This is a genomic window from Dyadobacter sediminis (assembly GCF_005860765.1).
Classification (GTDB): Bacteria; Bacteroidota; Bacteroidia; order Cytophagales; family Spirosomataceae; genus Dyadobacter; species Dyadobacter sediminis.
The window spans coordinates 1,035,300-1,054,954 of the sequence record NZ_VCEI01000021.1; the positions used below are offsets into that span (position 1 = coordinate 1,035,300).

At 47.4% G+C, this 19,655-nt stretch carries 10 protein-coding genes; all 10 read left to right on the forward strand.

Annotation, left to right across the window (positions count from 1 at the left end):
• Positions 1-45 precede the first annotated feature (45 nt).
• The 10 genes from FEM55_RS11555 to FEM55_RS11600 all read left to right on the forward strand — a co-directional run bounded on the left by FEM55_RS11555 (position 46) and on the right by FEM55_RS11600 (position 19,563).
• Positions 46-2,424 (forward strand): mechanosensitive ion channel family protein, encoded by a 2,379-nt coding sequence (locus FEM55_RS11555; protein WP_138281471.1) that lies wholly within the window; start codon positions 46-48, stop codon positions 2,422-2,424.
• Positions 2,425-2,568: 144 nt separating this feature from the next.
• Positions 2,569-3,984 (forward strand): glycosyltransferase family protein, encoded by a 1,416-nt coding sequence (locus FEM55_RS11560; RefSeq protein ID WP_138281472.1) that lies wholly within the window; start codon positions 2,569-2,571, stop codon positions 3,982-3,984.
• 566 nt (positions 3,985-4,550) lie between these two features.
• Positions 4,551-7,685, forward strand: a complete 3,135-nt coding sequence (locus FEM55_RS11565; protein ID WP_138281685.1) for a SusC/RagA family TonB-linked outer membrane protein — start codon at positions 4,551-4,553, stop codon at positions 7,683-7,685.
• A gap of 32 nt (positions 7,686-7,717) precedes the next feature.
• On the forward strand, positions 7,718-9,259 hold the full coding sequence (locus FEM55_RS11570) for a SusD/RagB family nutrient-binding outer membrane lipoprotein (RefSeq protein WP_138281473.1): 1,542 nt from the start codon (positions 7,718-7,720) through the stop codon (positions 9,257-9,259).
• A gap of 56 nt (positions 9,260-9,315) precedes the next feature.
• Entirely contained in the window at positions 9,316-10,671 is a 1,356-nt protein-coding gene (locus FEM55_RS11575; protein WP_138281474.1) for an enolase C-terminal domain-like protein, read from the forward strand.
• A gap of 1 nt (position 10,672) precedes the next feature.
• Positions 10,673-11,710, forward strand: coding sequence for a LacI family DNA-binding transcriptional regulator (locus FEM55_RS11580; RefSeq protein WP_138281475.1), 1,038 nt, complete (start codon positions 10,673-10,675; stop codon positions 11,708-11,710).
• Positions 11,711-12,165: 455 nt separating this feature from the next.
• Complete coding sequence (locus FEM55_RS11585) at positions 12,166-13,407, forward strand: enolase C-terminal domain-like protein (protein ID WP_138281476.1); 1,242 nt, start codon at positions 12,166-12,168, stop codon at positions 13,405-13,407.
• A 100-nt stretch (positions 13,408-13,507) separates the two neighbouring features.
• Positions 13,508-14,752: a galactonate dehydratase gene (dgoD, locus tag FEM55_RS11590; protein WP_138281477.1), complete on the forward strand. Its 1,245-nt coding sequence runs from the start codon at positions 13,508-13,510 to the stop codon at positions 14,750-14,752.
• A 183-nt stretch (positions 14,753-14,935) separates the two neighbouring features.
• Positions 14,936-17,926, forward strand: a complete 2,991-nt coding sequence (locus FEM55_RS11595; protein WP_138281478.1) for a SusC/RagA family TonB-linked outer membrane protein — start codon at positions 14,936-14,938, stop codon at positions 17,924-17,926.
• 158 nt (positions 17,927-18,084) lie between these two features.
• Complete coding sequence (locus tag FEM55_RS11600) at positions 18,085-19,563, forward strand: RagB/SusD family nutrient uptake outer membrane protein (protein ID WP_138281479.1); 1,479 nt, start codon at positions 18,085-18,087, stop codon at positions 19,561-19,563.
• The last annotated feature ends 92 nt before the right edge of the window (positions 19,564-19,655 follow it).

Consider the following 19,655-nt stretch of genomic DNA (forward strand, 5'->3'; position numbering starts at 1 on the left):
CAGACATAGATTGACAGCACATCCTCGTGATGAAAATAAATAAACATGTCTGAACACAAAAAGAAAAATACAAGTACTCAATCGTTTGCTGCATTTAAGGTTTTCTATCATTTTTTATTTCTTCTGATTTTCTCTGCATGTGCCGTTTCATTCACGGCCAATGCGCAGCGTTCCGATTCCACGGGAAAAAGGAGCATTGTAATTCCGGATACGCTTTTATTTAAAATAGAACAGGCCCAGGCGGTGATCACCCAGATCAACACGGCTAATACAAAAGGTTACAACAGCGGTAACATCCGGCGTGAACTCAAGACCATCAAAGGCAACGCCGGCCATATACAGCGCGCGCTTGCTGACACCGAGGCTATTCCGAATAATAAAGATCTTCTGAATTACCGGATTATGCTCACCGATGTACAGCAGAAAACCACACAATGGCGAAAGTTGCTGTCGAGGCACAATGCGGAACTGCAGCAGATGTCCGAACAGATCATTGAATTCGGACGGGATTCGTTACTGGCTGTCAACAACCGCGATACGACACAGAAAAAGCTTTACTCCGGACAGATTTATGATTTGAGGCAAAGGCTGCAGCAAGCCGGAAAGATTACGACGGCCAATCTGGATACGGTCAGCAATCTGCTTGCGGACGTATCGGAAGTGTACTTTCTGGCCAATGATCTTCAGTCCACCATCAGCGGTTATCTGAAGGAATCCGGCCGCAATTTGTTCGGCAGGGAAACAAGCTACATCTGGAAGCCTTCTGTCCGCGACAATCAGGAAAAGGTCAGGAACATGATCAGCGTTTCCTATTTGGGCCAGAACAATATTCTGAGGTATTTTTTTCAGTCCACGTGGGATAACCGCATTTTACTTGTACTGCTTTGTATCGGATTTTTTGTATGGGTTTATTACAATTACAGCAAGGCCGCAGGCGCAAAGCTCAGCCGGGAAATCGGCAAACTTGAATTCAACTACATAAATGCCAGGCCATTGCTGGCCACGTTTATTGTGCTGCTTAACCTGACTCCTCTGTTCGAACCCCGCGCGCCGTCCATCTATATAGAACTGAACCAGTTTTTGCTTTTGATGACGCTGACCGTTTTCTTTCTGAAAATGCTGCCGCCAAATCACCTGATGTGGTGGTTTTCGGTTTTGATTTTATATGTGCTCGTCATTTTCAGCAATGTAATCGTTGACGCATCTTTCTTCTTACGGTTTTTACTAATTGGGCTGAATGTCGGCTCTATCTTGTTCGGAATCAGGTTTTACAAAAAACTGAAAGAAGTAAAGCTGGAAGAAAGATTTATAAAACCAATTCTGATTATTTATGTTTTCCTGAATAGTTCAGCCATTTTACTGAATGCGCTTGGCCGCGTTACACTGGCCAAAACACTCAATATCACAGCAATAAGCGGACTGATACAAATTCTGAGTCTGGGCGTTTTTGTGCATGTGCTTACGGAAGCAGTGGAACTGCAGATCAAAGTAAGTTCATGTTCCAACGGAATATTTTCCAGGATCAATGTTCAGAAAACGCGCGCTTCTTTTCAAAAAGCCATGACGGTCATTTCGGTTGTGCTCTGGCTGCTTGTATTTTTCATCAACCTCAATATCATTGATCCGGTATTCGGTTTCTTATTCGGGATCATGGAAAAACCGCGTAATTTCGGCAGCATCACCTTTACGCTTCAAAATGTCCTGATTTTCTCGTTGATTCTCTGGATTTCCAATAATCTTCAAAAAAACATCAGTCTGTTTTTCTCCGGTCCGGAGGTCAGTTTTACGGAAGAATCCGTACACAAAGGCTCCAAACTGGCATTGATCCGGCTTGTGATCATTGTTATAGGCTTCCTTTTTGCAGTTACAGCTTCGGGTGTTCCGCTGGATAAAATAACTGTTTTGCTGGGGGCACTCGGTGTCGGAAACGGATTGGGTATGCAGAATATCGTCAATAATTTTGTTTCCGGAATCATCCTTATTTTTGAAAAACCGTTTACAATCGGCGATTACATCGAGCTGGCCGACAAAAAAGGAAAGGTTATGGACATCGGAATCCGTTCGAGCCGCATGCTTACGCCGCAGGGTTCCAGCGTCATTATCCCGAACGGCGATCTGCTTTCAGGCCGGCTTGTCAATTACACAACCAGCAATGCACGTCTGAAAAGCGAAGTTGTTTTCAAGATCAATATCGATTCCGATCTGGAAGCGGCCAAGAAAATCATCAACGATATTGTTGATGATGCAGAAGGGATTGTAAAAAAAGCGCCCCGCCAAATTTTGTTCAGCGCGATTGCAGCGGACAATGTCGAGCTCAAAATTACAGTCTGGCTCAATGACGTTTATTCCGAAACGGCATTCAAAAGCTATGTGCTTGAACAGATCCTGATCCGTTTCAGGAAGAGTGAAATCAAGGTTATGTAAAATGCCTTTTAGCGGAAAGTAAATTTAAATAACCGGTTTACTCCCAAAACCTACCGGATAAAAAATTGTAATCAGTAAACGTTAAACGAATAATTGCTAGTATTGTGGCTTGTTTAATTGAAAGCATATTCATTATCAAGCTGCATGCACCTTTTTTCCGGTCAACGCCTGTATTTCGTACTTTTTGTCTTTATCCTGCTGACCGCCGCAACGTATTATCACCGCTTTCCGACAGGCGATGATGCATGGTTTGGCGAGCAATCGTACTGGCTGGAAAAAGAAGGCGTGATCCGTTCCGAATTCTTTCGCGGAATTGCGGGCTGGGAAAAGCAGCTTCTGGTCAGTCACAAATTATTTCTGGCCGTTGGGGCCTTGTTTATACATTTCTTCGGGTTTCATCTGCCTGTTCTTCAATTTACAGGATTGCTCTTTTTTAGCATTATGACGGCAGAAATTGCCTTTTATGTACGATCAAGGGTTTCTGCTGAAAACTCAGGATTTGTGCCGGCAATTCTGATTCTGGTTTTTACCAACCGGTTACTGATCAAGATGAGTTTCGAAAACCGTCCGGAAATGATGCTCGCAGCATTTGGTTTCGGGGCTTTTCTGCTGATCAGAAACAAAGGAAATAAGTTGCACATGGCAGCCGGCGGCATGCTGGCCGGACTCGCATTTCTGTCGCATCTCAACGGTATTATTTACGTCATTGCCGGAATTGGAACGTTGCTGCTGCTCAAAAGATACCGAGATGCAATCTGTTTCGGAATATTCAGCAGTCTGACCTGCGCGTTGTATCTGACGGATATTTTATTGACTGAAAACGGCTTTAAAATCTGGTGGTACCAGTTCCGGCATGATCCGGCGACACAGGCCGCATTCGGTTTTCAAACCAAGCTGATCCAGATTCTGACTTACCCGCGCATATTTTTTCATTCACCGGAACAGATTGCGCTTTCACTTTTACTTGTTTACATGCTGTGGGTTCAAAGGAATCTGATCCGTAAACTGCCGTCCGAGCTGAAACGGTTCTCACTGATTCTGTTTTTCTCCTTCTGGCTTATCACCAAAGGCAACGGCGGTTTGTATCTTCCTTTGTTTATGCCGTTTATGTTTGCGCTGGTTTTCGAACTTTACAAAATCAGGCCGTTTGTCAATACCGGTCTGAAACTTGTGTTGCTGGCTTATCTGATCATTGGTATTTTCGGTACGGTCCAGCTTATTGTCAAAAATCATAAACTCGGTTTTTTGCCGGACACCTATTCAAAACTTCGGAAGCATTTGCCCGGGAAAACAACGGGCGTAGTGCCACTTACTTTTTTTTACAATGAATACGAGCAGTTTCCGCGTTTGCTGACACACGAGAATTACAAACTGTATGCTCAGAAGAAAAACATGACTGCCGGAAAATTTGGCACCTGGGCGTACAAAAAAGGTGCGGATTTTATCCTGATGGATTATGAATTTAATGCCGAGTCCTACTTCCCGGCTCCGGGAACAGCCGGAATTCCGTTTTACCATCTGGTTTATTTTGACGGGCGGTTTGCTGTATACTACAAGTAATTCGCATGTTTCCCGCCAAATAGCTTGTTTAAGGCTTATATGTTTATTTTTAGAAATATTATAAAAATATTTTATTGAAATGCTTTGTTGTTTAAACGATTAAACCTACATTTGAAGCAAGCATTCCCGGAATATACCTATTTAAAATTCAATAAAGGATACAAGCCATATTCCAGCTCACACTTTTTCTTCCGGTTCTGAACAGATTGTTGATACATTGATTATTAATTTTCGGCTTAAAACGCTTTTTGTATATGACCACTTGATTTTTGCTTAATCGTTTAAATACATTCCGTTTCAATCCGTATAACATGCATGTAGCGGAATTTACCGGAACGGTATCTTTCAGGCAAAATACCTTTTTGCCAGCATAATTCTTTGTACGTATAGGGTGAACAGTTACTTGTGGGAAATCTGATTTCCGGCTTGTCGCTTTGTTGATCTGAAATTTAAATAAGTAAGGTATTTTTTTCTTCGCCCGGCGATTTTCCGGGCTGTTATCCTGCATTGTTGCGGGGAATTCTGTATGTGGTTTGATTTACATTTCTAATGTACAATTGGTTATGATGAGACAATCTTCTACAATTATCATTTTTCTGTTATCGATGCTATGCACCGTTGCTGATGCACAAAACAGCCGGATAACAGGCATTGTAACCGGGCAGGATAAGGAGCCTTTGCCCGGCGTCAACATTCTGATCAGCGGTTCGTCGCAGGGAACCGTAACGGATTCGGAAGGAAAATATGCCATTGATGCGCCGGCCGGTGCAAGCCTTGTTTTTTCATTTATAGGTTATATCAGCCAGACAATCAGCATCAATTCCAGATCGGTTATTGATCTGGAACTTGCTCAGGAATCAAAAAACCTGAATGAAGTGGTCGTGACGGCGCTGGGCATCAAACGGGAAGCCAAAACACTCGGCTATGCTACTGCCACCGTCAACGCCGACCAGATTTCAACCAACCGTACACCCAACGTTGTCAGTTCATTGCAGGGAAAAATGGCCGGTGTCAACATTTCCTCTTTATCGACCGGCCCGGGCGGAACGGCCAAAATCCGTATTCGCGGCCAGTCTTCATTCAGCGGTCAGAATAGTCCGCTTATTGTTGTAAACGGCGTTCCGATCGATAATTCCAATTATGCAGGCGGCGGCGATTACGGTTCCAGATCGGCCAATGCTTCGGACGGCGGCGACGGACTTTCCAGTATCAATCCCGATGACATTGAATCCATGACCGTTCTGAAAGGTGCAACCGCGGCCGCACTTTACGGCTCGCGTGCCAAAGACGGCGTAGTCATGATCACGACCAAAAACCGCGGTACCGGAAAAGGGATCGGTGTGGATTACAATATCAATTTCACAACGGATACACCGCTGGATTTTACTGATTTTCAATATGAATACGGACAGGGCGAAGGCGGAAAAAGGCCGACTGCTACAATGCCGACATCCGGAGTATGGAGTTTTGGGGAAAAGTTTGAACCGGGCATGACGCAAGTGCTTTTTGACAACGAAACATGGCCTTACGAACCGGTCTTCAATCGGGTGAAGAAGTTTTACCGGACGGGCACGAACATGACAAATACGGTTACCGTTTCCAATAACGGCCCTAACGGCGGTTTCAGCCTTTCGCTTGCCAATGCGGAGAACAAGGGAATTTTACCGAATAATACCTTCAACAGGAAAATTGTAAATCTGGGTTTTACACAGAATATCTCTAAAAAGCTTAATGTTTTTGGCAACATCAATTATTCAAAAGAGAAAAATACAAACCCGCCGCAGATTGATACACAGGACTTTGCCGTTTCAACAGTCCTTTTTACGCTGGCCAATTCCATGCCATTTGAAGCATTGCAGCAGAACCAGACTTTGCCGAACGGAGATGAATTTGTGTTTTCAAGGTTTCTGGTCAGAAATAATCCGTACTACTCGCTGAGCCGCCATTTTGAAAACATCGACCGCGACCGTATTTTCGGTAACGTGGCCATGAAATATCAGTTTACAGACTGGCTTTATCTGCAGGGCCGCATTGCGCAGGATTTCTACGTACGCGGACAGGATTACAACATTCCGAACGGTTATGCGCCGATTGCAAAAGCACCGGTCGGTTATGTAAACGGTTCTTACACGCAGGATATCCGCAGGAATACGGAACGGAACCTGGATTTCATTCTGGGCGGAAACCATACGTTCGGCAGCATCGGTCTGGACGTTACGCTCGGCGGAAACCAGCGTTATGCTCGCATGGATTACAACAGCGTAACGGTACAGGATTTTATTCAGCCGGGCTTGTACACAGTTATGAACGGACGCGTGAAAAACCCGTTGTACAGTCTTTCGGAAAAGAAAATCAATTCGCTTTACGGTGCCGCCACAATCTCGTATAAAGAATTTTTATACCTGAATGTTACCGCCCGAAACGATTGGTTTTCAACACTTGCGCCTCAGAATCGCAGCATTCTTTATCCGTCTGTTACGGGAAGTTTTGTTTTTTCACAGGCCATTACAAACCTGCCGGCATGGATTACATTCGGCAAGCTGAGAGCGGCGTATGCGGAAGTGGGTTCGGATAACGTGAACCCGTATTCCAATGCATTGTACTATTCCGTTGACAATAATTCCTTTCCGAATCCGTCAGGCCAGCTTGTGCCGGTCGGCGGGATCAATGCATCCACTGTTCCCAATAAAAACCTGCGTCCGTTACGGATTAAGGAAGCCGAGGCCGGACTGGAAATGAAAATGTTCAACAACCAGATCGGGTTTGATTTTACGTATTATCATAAAACGACTGACGATCAGATTCTTGCCGCACAGATTTCGGATGCTTCCTCTTATACGGCCCAGCTCATTAATGTGGGGCGCAGCATGAACAAAGGCATTGAACTGCTGATCAGCGGCTCGCCGGTGAACACCAAAAATTTTCGCTGGGATGTCAGCTTCAATGCATCTTACAATACTTCGAAAGTACTGAAACTCGGTCTTGCTGAAAAAGATACGGTCATAACAGTTGGCGGCGGAGGCGGTCGTACGCTGAATATGGTCGTAGGCAAGCCGCTTGGCCAGCTTTATACATTCAAATATCTGCGGGATGAAGCAGGAAGGCAGGTTTTTGACAAAAACAGTGGAATGCCGCTGCGGAACAATACGCTGATGAACGTCGGAAATGCGCTTCCAAGATATTTTGGCGGAATCACAAACACGTTTACTTACAAAGGAATCACGCTTTCCACACTGATTGATTTCAAGCTTGGTCATAAAATGATTGCCGGTCGGAATATCAATTACATGCGCCACGGATTGTCCAAAAGAACGCTGCCGGGGCGAGCGGAAGGTTTCGTGATCGGTAACGGCGTAAATCCGGACGGGGAAATCAATCAGACCAAAGCGGCAGTGCAGCCTTTTTATGAATCCATTAATCCGCTGGGCGTCAACGAAGATTTTGTGTTCAATGCCGGTTTCTGGAAACTGCGGCAGATCACGCTGAGCTATGATCTCGGCAAACTGCTTCCTGAAAAGTTCTTTATCAAAGGGCTGAGACTGAGCGCCGTTGCGAACAACGTGCTGATCATTAAAAAATGGACCGAAAATATGGGCCCGGAAGAAGTGCTGAACTCGTCGGACAACGCGACCGGACTTGATTTCTGGCCGGGCTTGCCGCCGACACGGAGCATCGGATTCAATCTGAATGTGAAATTCTGATCGTCAAACTGTTTTCAAAACTCCTGAAAAATATGAAGACTTTATTAAAATCCATACTTGCCGTTTTGTTTCTGCTGGGTTCGCTTACGGGCTGCGATAAAGGGTTTGACGAGATCAATACCAACAAAGTTGATCCGACTTCCCTGGCGCCGTCGCTCATCCTGAACAAGGCCATCATCAGCACGACTTACCTCGACGGACTTTCGACACTCGGCATGCTGACCTACAATTTTGCCATTGTCCAACAGATTGTTACGCCTTACGGAAGCTCTTTGTCAGGCGGAAATTACAACCAGTACAACAATGCAAATTCGCCGCTGGTGTGGGTGAATTTTTACCGGAATGTGATCAAACAGCTGGTTGCCGTCACCACGCAGACCAAGGACGATCCTATGCAGGCTAATATTTATCATACGGCCAGAATCTGGAAAGCGTATGCATTCATGATCCTGACGGATACATACGGCGACGTTCCGTATTTTGAAGCCGGGCAAGGCTATATCAATGAAATCATCAGACCGAAATATGATCCGCAGGAAGCCATTTACAAGGATATTCTGAAAGAACTGGACGAAGCTTCGGCTGCACTGGACGTTTCCCAGCCTGCGGTTACAACGGATATTCTGTATGGCGGAAACGTTGCGAAATGGAAAAAACTGGGCTATTCACTAATGCTTCGAGCGGGCATGCGCCTCACGAAAGTGGACGAAGCCATGGCCAAAACCTACGTGGCAAAAGCAGTTGCCGGCGGGTTATTTGAAAGCAACGCAGACAATTCCATGATCCGGCATACGGCGATTTACAACAATTACATTGCCAATCACCTTGCGGCACGCGAGAAGACCAACTTTTACCTTGCGGCGCCGTTTGTCAATTATTTAAAGGAAAACAACGATCCGCGATTGCCCGTATTTGCCGTGCGTTATGTAGGCGCCAAGGGCGGTCCGGAGCAGGTCGCCACCCGGGCTTCATCCGATCCGAAAGTTCAGGTCGGCATGCCGATGGGCTATAATGACGTAACAATCAATACCGTACTGACAGCAAACGGCGTGGCAAGTTTGTGGGATTTCAGTCAGGTGAACTTGACAACGGTATTGAAACTGGATGCGCCCGAGTTTCACGTTACGTATGCCCAGAACCAGCTTTTACTGGCAGAAGCGGCTGTCCGCGGATGGGTTACAGGCGAGCCGGCAGATTATTTTTCAAAAGGCATTCGTGCCAATCTGGAACAAATGGCTTTGTACGATCCCGCTGCGGCCATTCCGGAAGCGGCCATACAAACGTATCTTAAAGCCCATCCGCTGGATAAGACCAAAGCATTGGAACAGATTAACACGCAATACTGGGTCGCCTCTTTTCTGGACGGGAACGAGCTGTTTGCCAACTTCCGCAGAAGCGGTTATCCTGCATTGAAGAAAAATCCGTATCCCGGTGCTGAAATTACGGAAGACTTTATCCGCCGCATGCCTTATCCCGACAGTGAAATTATTGTGAACCTTCAGAATGTCAATGATGCCAATGCAAGGCAGGGACCGAATGATCTGAACACCAGAGTATGGTGGGACAAAAAGTAAATCAATTGTAAAAACATAACTCCTGAATCTTTAACCTTTTAACAATCCAAAAGTTCATGAATAAAAGTGGAATCAGTCGTCGCGATACAATGAAAGCGTTGGGCATGAGCACTTCGGCAGGCTTGCTCGGATTATTCGGCGGCATATCAACTGCAGAAGCACGCGAAGAAAAAGGCATTCCGAACTATGCCAAAGCGATGAAACCCGTAACGATCAAGAGTGTCCGGGCCATTGCAACCGCACCGCAGGGATCCAACCTGATTGTGGTAAAAGTGGAAACGTCCGAACCCGGACTCTACGGACTTGGCTGCGCTACTTTTACCCAGCGGGCAGCCGTTGTCATTGTGGCCATCAATACGTATCTGAATGAATTCTGCGCAGGCAAGGACGTCGATAACATCGAAGACATCTGGCAGGGTGCCTACGTGAGCTCTTACTGGCGCAACGGACCGGTTCTGAACAACGCATTGAGCGGTCTGGACCAGGCACTTTGGGATATCAAGGGAAAGCGTGCGGGCATGTCGTTATACCAGCTTCTGGGCGGTAAAGTCCGTTTTGCCGTTCCTTGCTACACGCATGCCAACGGCAACTCGCCCGAAGAAACGGTTGAAAGTGTCAAAAGCATCATGGAAAAAGGCTATAAGTTCATCCGTATTCAGCAAGGCGGTTATGGCGCAGTCGGAAGCACTGTTGAAAAGCCGGATTTCAGGAATGAAAACTTCGGCGGACCAACGGACAGCTTTATGAATGAAAATACGTATCTCAAATCCATTCCGAAATTGTTTGCTGCGGTAAGAAAAAGCTGCGGAGAAGAAATAGAACTGCTGCATGACATTCACGAAAGAGTTCAGCCGATGAACGCCATCAACATGATCAAACAGCTGGAAGAATACAATCCGTTTTTTATCGAAGATCCGTTTTCTCCCGAAAATATGAAATGGTTCAAGCAGCTGCGGGCGGTTACTTCGGTTCCGATTGCCATGGGCGAGCTGTTCAACAACATCAACGAATTTCTGGAGCCGATGGTGAACCTGTATTTTGACTATATCCGCATTCACGTTTCCCAGATCGGAGGTGTAACACCTGCAATGAAAGTGGCAAGGCTCGGAGAATGGTTCAACATCAGAACCGCATGGCATGGCCCCGGCGATGTTTCACCTGTAGGCCATGCAGCACATGCACATATTGATCTGGCTGTCTGGAACTTCGGCATTCAAGAAGCAGTGTCGTTCAATGACAAAACACTCGAAGTATTTTCCGGCTGCCCGACGATGAAAAACGGTTATATGTCTGTCAACGAGGTACCCGGAATCGGCGTGGATATTAATGAAAAAGAAGCGGCCAAGTATCCGATCACGACCAAATCCAACTGGCAGGTAAGAAAATTTGACGGAACCCTCGTTCGGCCATAATATGAAAAAGGTTTCCCTGAAAGACATAGCCCTGCAAGCCGGCGTTTCGACGGCCCTGGTTTCCTATGTTCTGAACGGGAAAGAAAAGGAAGCCCGGGTAGGAGAAGCCATTGCAGGCAAGATCAGGGCATTGGCGAAAGAGCTGAATTACCAGCCCAATCACCTGGCAAAGAGTTTGCGGAGCGGGAAAACGCATACGATCGGGCTGATTATTGCTGATATATCCAATCCTTTTTTTGCCAACATTGCCAGAGTGGTGGAAGATGAAGCCAAGCGAAGTGGTTATACGGTCATCATCGGAAGCTGCGACGAAAATGCAGACAAAGCGTGGGATCTTATAACGGTGCTGATCAACAGGCAAGTGGACGGCTTTATCATCGTTTCCTGCGAAGGTTCAGGAAACCAGATCATGTATCTGAAAGAAAGAAATATTCCGTTTGTTCTGCTTGACAGGCACTTTCCGGATATCCAGACTGATTTTGTGGCTACCAACAATTACAAGGCTTCCTTTGACGCGGGCATTCACCTGATCAGCGGCGGCTACACCCGCATCGGACTGATTGCCTACAAATCGGAAATGTACCACATGCAGGAACGCATACGCGGGTACCGGCAGGCATTGCAGGATAGCCGTATTGAATTTCAGGACGACTGGTTAAAAGAAGTCCGTTTTGAAACGATGGAAAAGGAAGTGAAAGTTGCGATTGAGGAACTTCTTTCATCGGATCAGAAGGTAGAGGCGATCATTTTCGCAACGTACGGTCTGGCAATTAACGGCTTGAAATACATCAATGAACTGCGGCTGAAAGTACCGTCAGACCTTGCCATTGTCAGTTTTGGACAGGCAGAAGTATTTGATCTTTATTACTGTCCGATTACTTATCTGCGGCAACCTCTGGAAATGTTGGGTAAAACGGCGGTGGAGTACCTTCTGAAAAAGCTGAAAAATCCCGATGAAGAAATGAAGCAGGTTTTGATGGAGGCAAAACTCATCGCCCGCGATTCTTCCAAGGTGAAATCCGGATGGATTTCGGGTTAGTTTGCTGATGTATTTCATTGAATAGGAAAAGTTAGTACGTAAAATAAGGAGGCTCCTCCGGAGCCCAAAACCACAATCGTCAAGCATAGTGCTAGAAACAGAAGGCTCCTCCGGAGCCGCCCGGCCCCGGCGGGGCCCACTGTTTGTAGCAAAACAAAAACCAATGTAAAGCCAGCCCCGGCGGGGCCCCCTGTTTGTAGCAAAAACAAAGCCAATGCAAACCCGGCCCCGGCGGGGCCTCCTGTTTGTAGCAAAACAAAAACCAATGTAAACCCGGCCTCGGCGGGGCCTCCTGTTTGTAGCAAAACAAAAACCAATGTAAACCCGGCCCCGGCGGGGCCCCCTGTTTGTAGCAAAACATAACCAATGCAAACCCGGCCCTGGCGGGGCCCCCTAAAAAACCAACCGAATCGCTAAACCCAAATCGCTAAAAGCCAACAGCCCAATCCAAACCCATGCAAAGAAGAAACTTTCTCAAATCCGCCGCTCTCGGCACCGCTGCGGTCCTTTCCGGACTGCCCGTCCTGAAAACAGAGGCGGCTTCCAGAATGAAAATTACAAAAATCCGGTATTATGCAGCGCCCGGCTACAACAAACCCCTTTTCAATCAGGCACGCGGAATCGTCGAAATAGAAACCGACGGCGGGATTATCGGAATCGGGGAAGGAGGTTCCAAAGACATGATCGAGCAGTGTGCGCAAATGATGATCGGTGAAGATCCTTTCCGGATTGAACACATCTGGCAGAACGTTTACCGCGGCATGTTTTATCCGCCCGGAAGAGAAAAACTGCATGCGCTCGGAGCGCTGGAAATGGCGCTTTGGGATATTAAAGGCAAGGCATTGAATGTTCCGGTGTACGAACTGCTTGGCGGTGCTACCCGTGATTATGTCGAGTGTTATGCCACGGGTTTTCGTGCTTCCAAGGCCAAAACCGAAGAAGAAAGAGCCAGAGACTGCATTGAAGCTGGATTAAGAGCCTACCGGATCGGGCCGACGGGCGGAAACGGAGAAGAGCCGTTTGATTTTTATGACAATGTAAAAAAGACGATTGAGTTCTGTAAAAGAATTGATGCTGCTGTCGGAGGCGGCGGAAAATGGGCAATCGATCTGCATACAAGGTTTGACATGACGGACGGACTGAAAATCTGCACGGCGCTTGAACCGCTTGAACCTTACTTTGTGGAAGACATCGTCCGTTCCGAAAACCCCGGTGTGTACAAAACAGTAAGAACCATGACCAAAGTGCCGATTGCAGTCGGAGAGCAGTTTGGCGACCGCTGGGATACCAATGAACTGATTGAAAACCGCCTGATCGATTATACACGCTTTACCGTACCGAACACCGGTGGAATAGGAGAGTTTAAAAAGCTTGCTTCCATGTGCGAAACGCATTATGTAGGCATGATTCCGCATTTTACCGGACCGCTTTCAACGGCCGCGCTGGTGCATATTCTGGGTTCGAGCAGTCCGGCGCGCTGCCTGATGGAGCTGGGCGGCGGCGAGCCGGAACGTCCGCCGTACTTCAATGAGGATTTTATCAATTTCAAAAATGGCAAATTATACCTGAATGACAGTCCCGGTCTGGGTGTGAAATTCGATCCTAAAAAAGCCACGTTTGTCATGGAAGTGAAAGAAAAGACCAGGTTCCCGCATCCCGTTCTGAAAAGTCCCGACGGAGCCATCCATAACTGGTGACAATTACGCTTATCCAAACTTTACAGCCTTTAGGTAAATAAAATTGGTTGAATACAGATTAAAAACAGCATTACGCAAATCCATGTTAATGTTTAGATAAATGAAAAAATCTGAAAAAACCGGCATGTCACGCAGGGAAGCAATTCAGGCCGTACTCGGCGTTGCTGCGATGGGTACCATGCTTTTGCCCAAAAGTTCTTATGCATCCGCGCCGCTGCCGTTCAGTGCATACGGGAGTGTGAAAATCACCAGGCTGGAAACATTTCTGGTCAAACCGCGGTGGATATTCCTGAAAATTCATACCAATTCCGGCATCTTCGGTTTGGGCGAGCCGCTGCTGGAAGGACGTGCGCTCACGATCAAAACAGCGATTCAGGAAGTGGAGCCTTATCTCATCGGCAAAGATCCGAGGCAGGTTGTGCATCACTGGCAGGCGATTTACCGCCATGCTTTTTACCGCGGCGGCCCCATACTGACGAGCGCGCTGAGCGGTATTGATCAGGCTTTATGGGATATCAAAGGCAAATTGCTTGGCGTTCCCGTTCATGAGCTTTTCGGCGGACCAACGCGTGACCGCGTGCGGGTTTACGGGCGTGCTGCCAATGCCGAAGATATGAAAAAGCGTAAGGAAGAAGGTTTTACCGTAATCAAAACAGGCGTAGCCAAAAAGAACCCGGCCAACATTGTTGAAAATCCGGCTTTTATCAAATTCGCTGCCGACAACTTTGCTTCCCTGCGCGAAGCTGGCGGCCCGGAAATGGATATCGCCATTGATTTTCACGGTGCCATTTCCCAGCAGACTTCCAAGGTTTTGATCAAAGAACTGGAACAATATCAGCCCATGTTCGTGGAAGAACCTTGTCAGGCGCAGAATGTGGATACCATGGTGGATATCGCCCGCGGAATGCATATTCCGATTGCGACCGGTGAACGGATTTTTACCAAATGGGGCTTTCGCGAAATCCTTGAAAAAGGCGCTGCCAGCATTGTCCAGCCCGATCTTTGCCATGCGGGTGGAATTACTGAAGGCCGGATCATTGCAGGGATGGCCGAAGCATATTACGTTCCCATCGCACCGCATAACCCCATGGGCCCGATTTCGCTTGCGACCGGCCTGCAGCTCGCCGCAAGCGTTCCCAATTTCCTTGTTCAGGAACAGGTGTCGTTGGGGGAAGGTTATTTGAAAAATCCCTTTAAACTTCAGAAAGACGGAACGGTTATGGTGCCAAAGACGCCCGGACTCGGCATTGAACTGGACGAAGACAAAATGAAGGAAATGATCGGTCACGACTGGAAAAATCCGGAAAGTTACAATGCGCTGGACGGCTCCGTTGTAGACTGGTGACAGCGTTACAGATTTACTGCATTTAGTTACAGTTTCCCATTAGCGGCATTTGCACCTGCTTTGCCACATTTCACCTGCTTTGCCATCCTTGATAAACCCTTTGAAATAACTAAAAAAAGCACTTTAAGATCAGTTTGAATTGCAATTTTTCTACTAAAAATGTAACTTAATACCTATTCCAAAATGAGAAAATACGTAGTTTTAATCTTGCTGAACCTTTACATTGGGGCCGGTTATTCCTATGCCCAGAATGGCCGGATAACCGGAAAGGTGACGGATCAGGACAATGCGGCGCTTCCCGGCGTCAACGTGCTGCTGAGTGGCTCTTCGCAGGGAACGGCTACCGACGGGGAAGGGAACTTTGTGATCAATGCGCCGGCATCCGGTTCGCTGGTTTTTTCCTTTATCGGATATGTAAGTCAGACCGTCGCAATCAATAACCGCAGTGTCATTGATATTCAGCTGACGCAGGAATCCAGAAGCCTGAGCGAGCTTGTGGTTGTAGGGTACGGAACGCAGCGAAAAACCGATGTTACCGGCGCATTGTCTGTTATTTCTACCAAAGAATTTGCGCAGCAGCCGGTTACACGTCTGGATCAGGTGTTACAGGGACGTGCGACGGGTGTGCAGGTTACACAATCCAACGGCTCGCCGGGCGGTGATTCCAGAATCCGTATTCGCGGCGCAAACTCGGTTCTTGGAAACAATGATCCGCTGTACGTCATCGACGGCTACATCGGAGCAGATTACAACCTGCTGAATCCGAATGACATTGCATCCATTCAGGTTTTGAAAGATGCCGCTTCCACTTCCATTTACGGCAGCCGCGGCGCAAACGGCGTCGTCATCATCACCACGAAAAAAGGAGCGAGAGGCATCAAAGTAACTTACGAAGGTCAGGGAAGTGTTTCTAATGTGATCAAGAAATTTGACCTTTTACCCGCGGGTGAATTTGCCGAAATCGTAAATGCACGCGCACTCGCAACCGGCTCAACGCCGCCGTTCACAGAAGCGCAGATTGCCAATTACAAATCAAATGGCGGTACGGACTGGCAGGATCTGGTTTATCGCACCGGACGAGGTCAGCAACAGCAGATTACCATTACCGGCGGAAATGAAAAAACGACGTTTCTGGTTTCGGGAAATTATGTTAATCAGAAAGGGATTGTAGAAAACAGCAATTTCAGACGTCTGGTTTTTCGTACCAACCTGAACACGCAGGTGAATAACAAACTGGCTTTGCGCTTCAATCTTTCGGGAGCACATTCGCTGAATCACAATACGGATGGCGGCGGCGCGTTGATCGAAGCTTTGCAATGGGCACCGACAACGCCGGCTTACGGAGCAGACGGTTTTCCGACATTCGCGGATCCGATCGGTTCCGTTTCAAGAAGTCCGCTGGATAACTTATACGACCGATCCAATGATGCCACTAAATTCAATGTCAATGCCATCGGCGGGTTGAATTATCAACTGCCGGTTAAAGGTTTGACACTCGATCTTCAGTATGCGGTTAATTACCTCGATGGCCAGAACAGCTATTTTAACGGGCCAAGAATTGCAAACAATGTTCCGAATGCCGGTCGTTATTCCTCGGATCAGGTAACGCTTCAGAACACCAATTCATTAAACTACAATGTAACGCTTGGAAACCATTCGATCAATGCAGTGGCCGTTCTGGAAACACAGCAGTATACCAACAAGAACTTTTCGGCCAATGCCACCGGTTTGCGTTTCCCGCAGTTGGGTTATGACAACATCGGTGGAAATTCCGCAGCGTCCGTAGCATCCGGTTTTCAGAAATGGACGTTGCTGTCATTTCTCGGACGTGTAAACTATGCATTCAAAGACAAATATCTGCTTACTGCGGCCATCCGAAGAGACGGTTCGTCCAAGTTCAGCCCGTCAAACCGGTACAGTGTTTTCCCTTCCGTTGCAATTGGCTGGCGTTTGTCGGAAGAGGAATTTATCAAGAACCTGAACATTTTCAGTAACCTGAAACTCAGAGGCAGCTGGGGCTCGACAGGAAGCCAGGCGATTAATCCATACGCTACGCTGTCTTCTTACAACACAACTTATGTGGCGTTCAACAACAACAGCATCACGGCCGGCGTAATCCAGGGCAATGCCGGGAACATGGATCTGAAATGGGAAACCACGCGGCAGACCGACGTAGGTATTGAAATGGAATTCCTGAACGGAAGGTTACGGCTGGAAGCGGATTATTTTCATAAAAACACCAAAGACCTTTTGCTGAATGTATCCATACCGAACTATGCCGGCGGCGGAACGCAAACGCGCAATATCGGTGAAATCGAGAATAAAGGATTTGAATTTTCCATCGGCGGAACGCCGGTGCAGGGCAGCAGATTCGGCTGGGAAACCAACCTGAATTTTTCTACGCTGAAAAACAAAGTGCTGGATCTCGGCGGATTGCCAAGAATCGGAACCGGAACGGGAGCAGGCGGCGGCATGTCTATTACGAATGAATTCATGCTGATGCCCGGCCAGCCGCTCGGTTCTTACTGGGGATTGAATTACCTCGGGACCTTCAAACCGAATGAAGCCGACGAAGCAGCCAAGCAGGGCCGTGTTCCGGGTGATCCGCATTACGAAGATGTAAACGGTGACAACAGCATTACAACGGATGATTTCAAGGTAATCGGCTACGCTTTCCCGAAAGTGACCGGCGGATGGAATAACACCTTTACTTATGGTGCTTTTACGCTGAATGTTTTTGTAAACGGCGTTTTCGGTGTTGACAAGCTGAATTATACCCGCGCCGGCGCCATGTCCGGTTCCGGTGAAGCACGTCAGTTTTTGCTGACCGAAATCAGGGATTATTACCGTCCGGGCAACGAGGATTCGGATATTCCTGCATTTACCAAAACATATCAGCCGTTTACGCAATCCAGCCGCTTCCTTGAAAACGGCAGTTTTGTCCGGTTAAAAAACGTGAGTCTTGCATACAATCTTCCGAGCGCGTTGTTGCGTGACAAAGGTGCCATCAGAATTTTCGGAAGTGCGACGAACCTGTTTACCATTACCAACTATTCCGGTCCGGACCCTGAGTCCAGCAATGTAGGTTCCGGAACGGACACCGCCATCGGCATCGACCGGGGCTCGTACCCGAATGCAAAAGTTTATACGCTGGGAATCAATTTGAGCTTTTAGCTGCTAGCTGTTAGCTTTTAGCTGTTAGCAATTAATCATTGAAAACGGCCAACAATCATCTGACAAAAAATGACCAGTTTTCAACAACCAACCAACTAACAACCCATGACAACTTCATGGCCAGTATTTCACATCTGACATTTCACATTGAATATAAAATGAAAAAAATAAACACATTCCTGCTTGCCGCGTTGCTGCTTTCCGGGGCGAGTTGCAAAGATTATCTGGAAGAAGATACAACTGGGCTGCTTTATGGCAACAACGTTTTATCCACACAGGACGGACTGGAATCTGCACTGACGGGCGCTTACAAAGGTCTGGCTTCGCAATGGTCGAGAGGATTTATACATCCGTCTGCCAATGCCGCAACGCTGGGCAGCGATGATGTGACGACACATCCCGCGAGCAACAAAGCCGACTGGCGCGAGTTTGACCAGTTCAATGTTTCTACCACAAACCAGCGTTCCAATGCCGTTTACAACGGCTGCTACAAAGCTATTCAGGGCGCAAACAATGTGATCAATAATTATGAAAAAACGGTTGGCGACAAAGCGGCTATTGATATCATTGTCGGAGAAGCGCATTTTATACGTGCGTTTTCCTATTACTGGCTTACGCGTTTCTGGGGAAATATTCCGTTGGTGCTCGCAGGCGAGTATTCCGCTGATTTGCTGAGTATTGGAAAGTCTACGCCCGAGCAGGTTTACGAACTGATTGTGGCCGATCTGAAAGTGGCTGAAACCAATCTGCCCAATAACAAACGTGATCCGGGCAGGCCGAATAAAGGTTCCGCAAAGGCATATCTCGCGGATGTATATTTGACAATGGCCGGATGGCCGCTGAAACAGACTGATAAATACGACCTTGCAGCCGCCAAAGCCAAAGAAGTAATCGATAACAAAGCTGCATACGGATTTCAGCTGCTGCCGACTTTTGCTGCTGTCTTTGAAAATGATCCGGCCTCAACGGGAACAGCCGAGGCCGTGTTCCAGATCAATGGTTTCACAAGCGGCGATTCCGGCAATTCCACGTACGGATTAACGACCATGCCCGGAGAAGAAGGCGGCTGGGACGATATGTATGCCGAGCTGAATTTCTTTAACAATTTTCCCGCAGGGCCAAGAAAAGATGCGACGTTCCGCACCGAGTTCGGACTTTCAGGTACTAAAATCCCGTGGCAAAACAGTCTGACAAAACATCCTTATTATAAAAAATGGTATATCAAAGGCGATATTTCCACGTATCAGGCTTCGTTGCCGTCGGTGATGATGCGGTATGCGCATGTCCTGACGATCTATGCCGAAGCGAAAGCACGCGGAACGGGCGGCCCGGATCAGGCTGCGTATGATGCGCTGAACCAGATCCGGCTCAGAGGCCGCGTCGCCGGAACCAAACCTTTGTCTGCCGCAGACGGACTTACTGCCGCCAGATTTGCCGATGAAGTGGTGCAGGAGCGTGCATGGGAATTTGCCTGTGAAAGAACGCGCTGGTTTGATCTTGTGCGTCTGGAAAAAGTAGAAGAAGCCAACGCGAATAAAAGTCCGGACGATCTTCAGCCAATACGCGCCATTACCAAAGCCAATTACTGGTTTCCGCTGCCTTATTCCGACACATCGCTAAACCCGAACCTGAATTGATGAGCCTGCGTTCCGGACGTTTTATGCTCTGCATAAAATGCCCGGAACGTTGTATTTAATTGAAATATAGGTTTTTCACTTTCCGGATCGGT

Excerpts from the sequence above, each read along its gene's own strand:
- FEM55_RS11555 (WP_138281471.1), top strand. The coding sequence starts at position 46 with ATGTCTGAACACAAAAAGAAAAATACAAGTACTCAATCGTTTGCTGCA.
- FEM55_RS11560 (WP_138281472.1), top strand. The coding sequence starts at position 2,569 with ATGCACCTTTTTTCCGGTCAACGCCTGTATTTCGTACTTTTTGTCTTT.
- FEM55_RS11565 (WP_138281685.1), top strand. The coding sequence starts at position 4,551 with ATGAGACAATCTTCTACAATTATCATTTTTCTGTTATCGATGCTATGC.
- FEM55_RS11570 (WP_138281473.1), top strand. The coding sequence starts at position 7,718 with ATGAAGACTTTATTAAAATCCATACTTGCCGTTTTGTTTCTGCTGGGT.
- FEM55_RS11575 (WP_138281474.1), top strand. The coding sequence starts at position 9,316 with ATGAATAAAAGTGGAATCAGTCGTCGCGATACAATGAAAGCGTTGGGC.
- FEM55_RS11580 (WP_138281475.1), top strand. The coding sequence starts at position 10,673 with ATGAAAAAGGTTTCCCTGAAAGACATAGCCCTGCAAGCCGGCGTTTCG.
- FEM55_RS11585 (WP_138281476.1), top strand. The coding sequence starts at position 12,166 with ATGCAAAGAAGAAACTTTCTCAAATCCGCCGCTCTCGGCACCGCTGCG.
- dgoD (WP_138281477.1), top strand. The coding sequence starts at position 13,508 with ATGAAAAAATCTGAAAAAACCGGCATGTCACGCAGGGAAGCAATTCAG.
- FEM55_RS11595 (WP_138281478.1), top strand. The coding sequence starts at position 14,936 with ATGAGAAAATACGTAGTTTTAATCTTGCTGAACCTTTACATTGGGGCC.
- FEM55_RS11600 (WP_138281479.1), top strand. The coding sequence starts at position 18,085 with ATGAAAAAAATAAACACATTCCTGCTTGCCGCGTTGCTGCTTTCCGGG.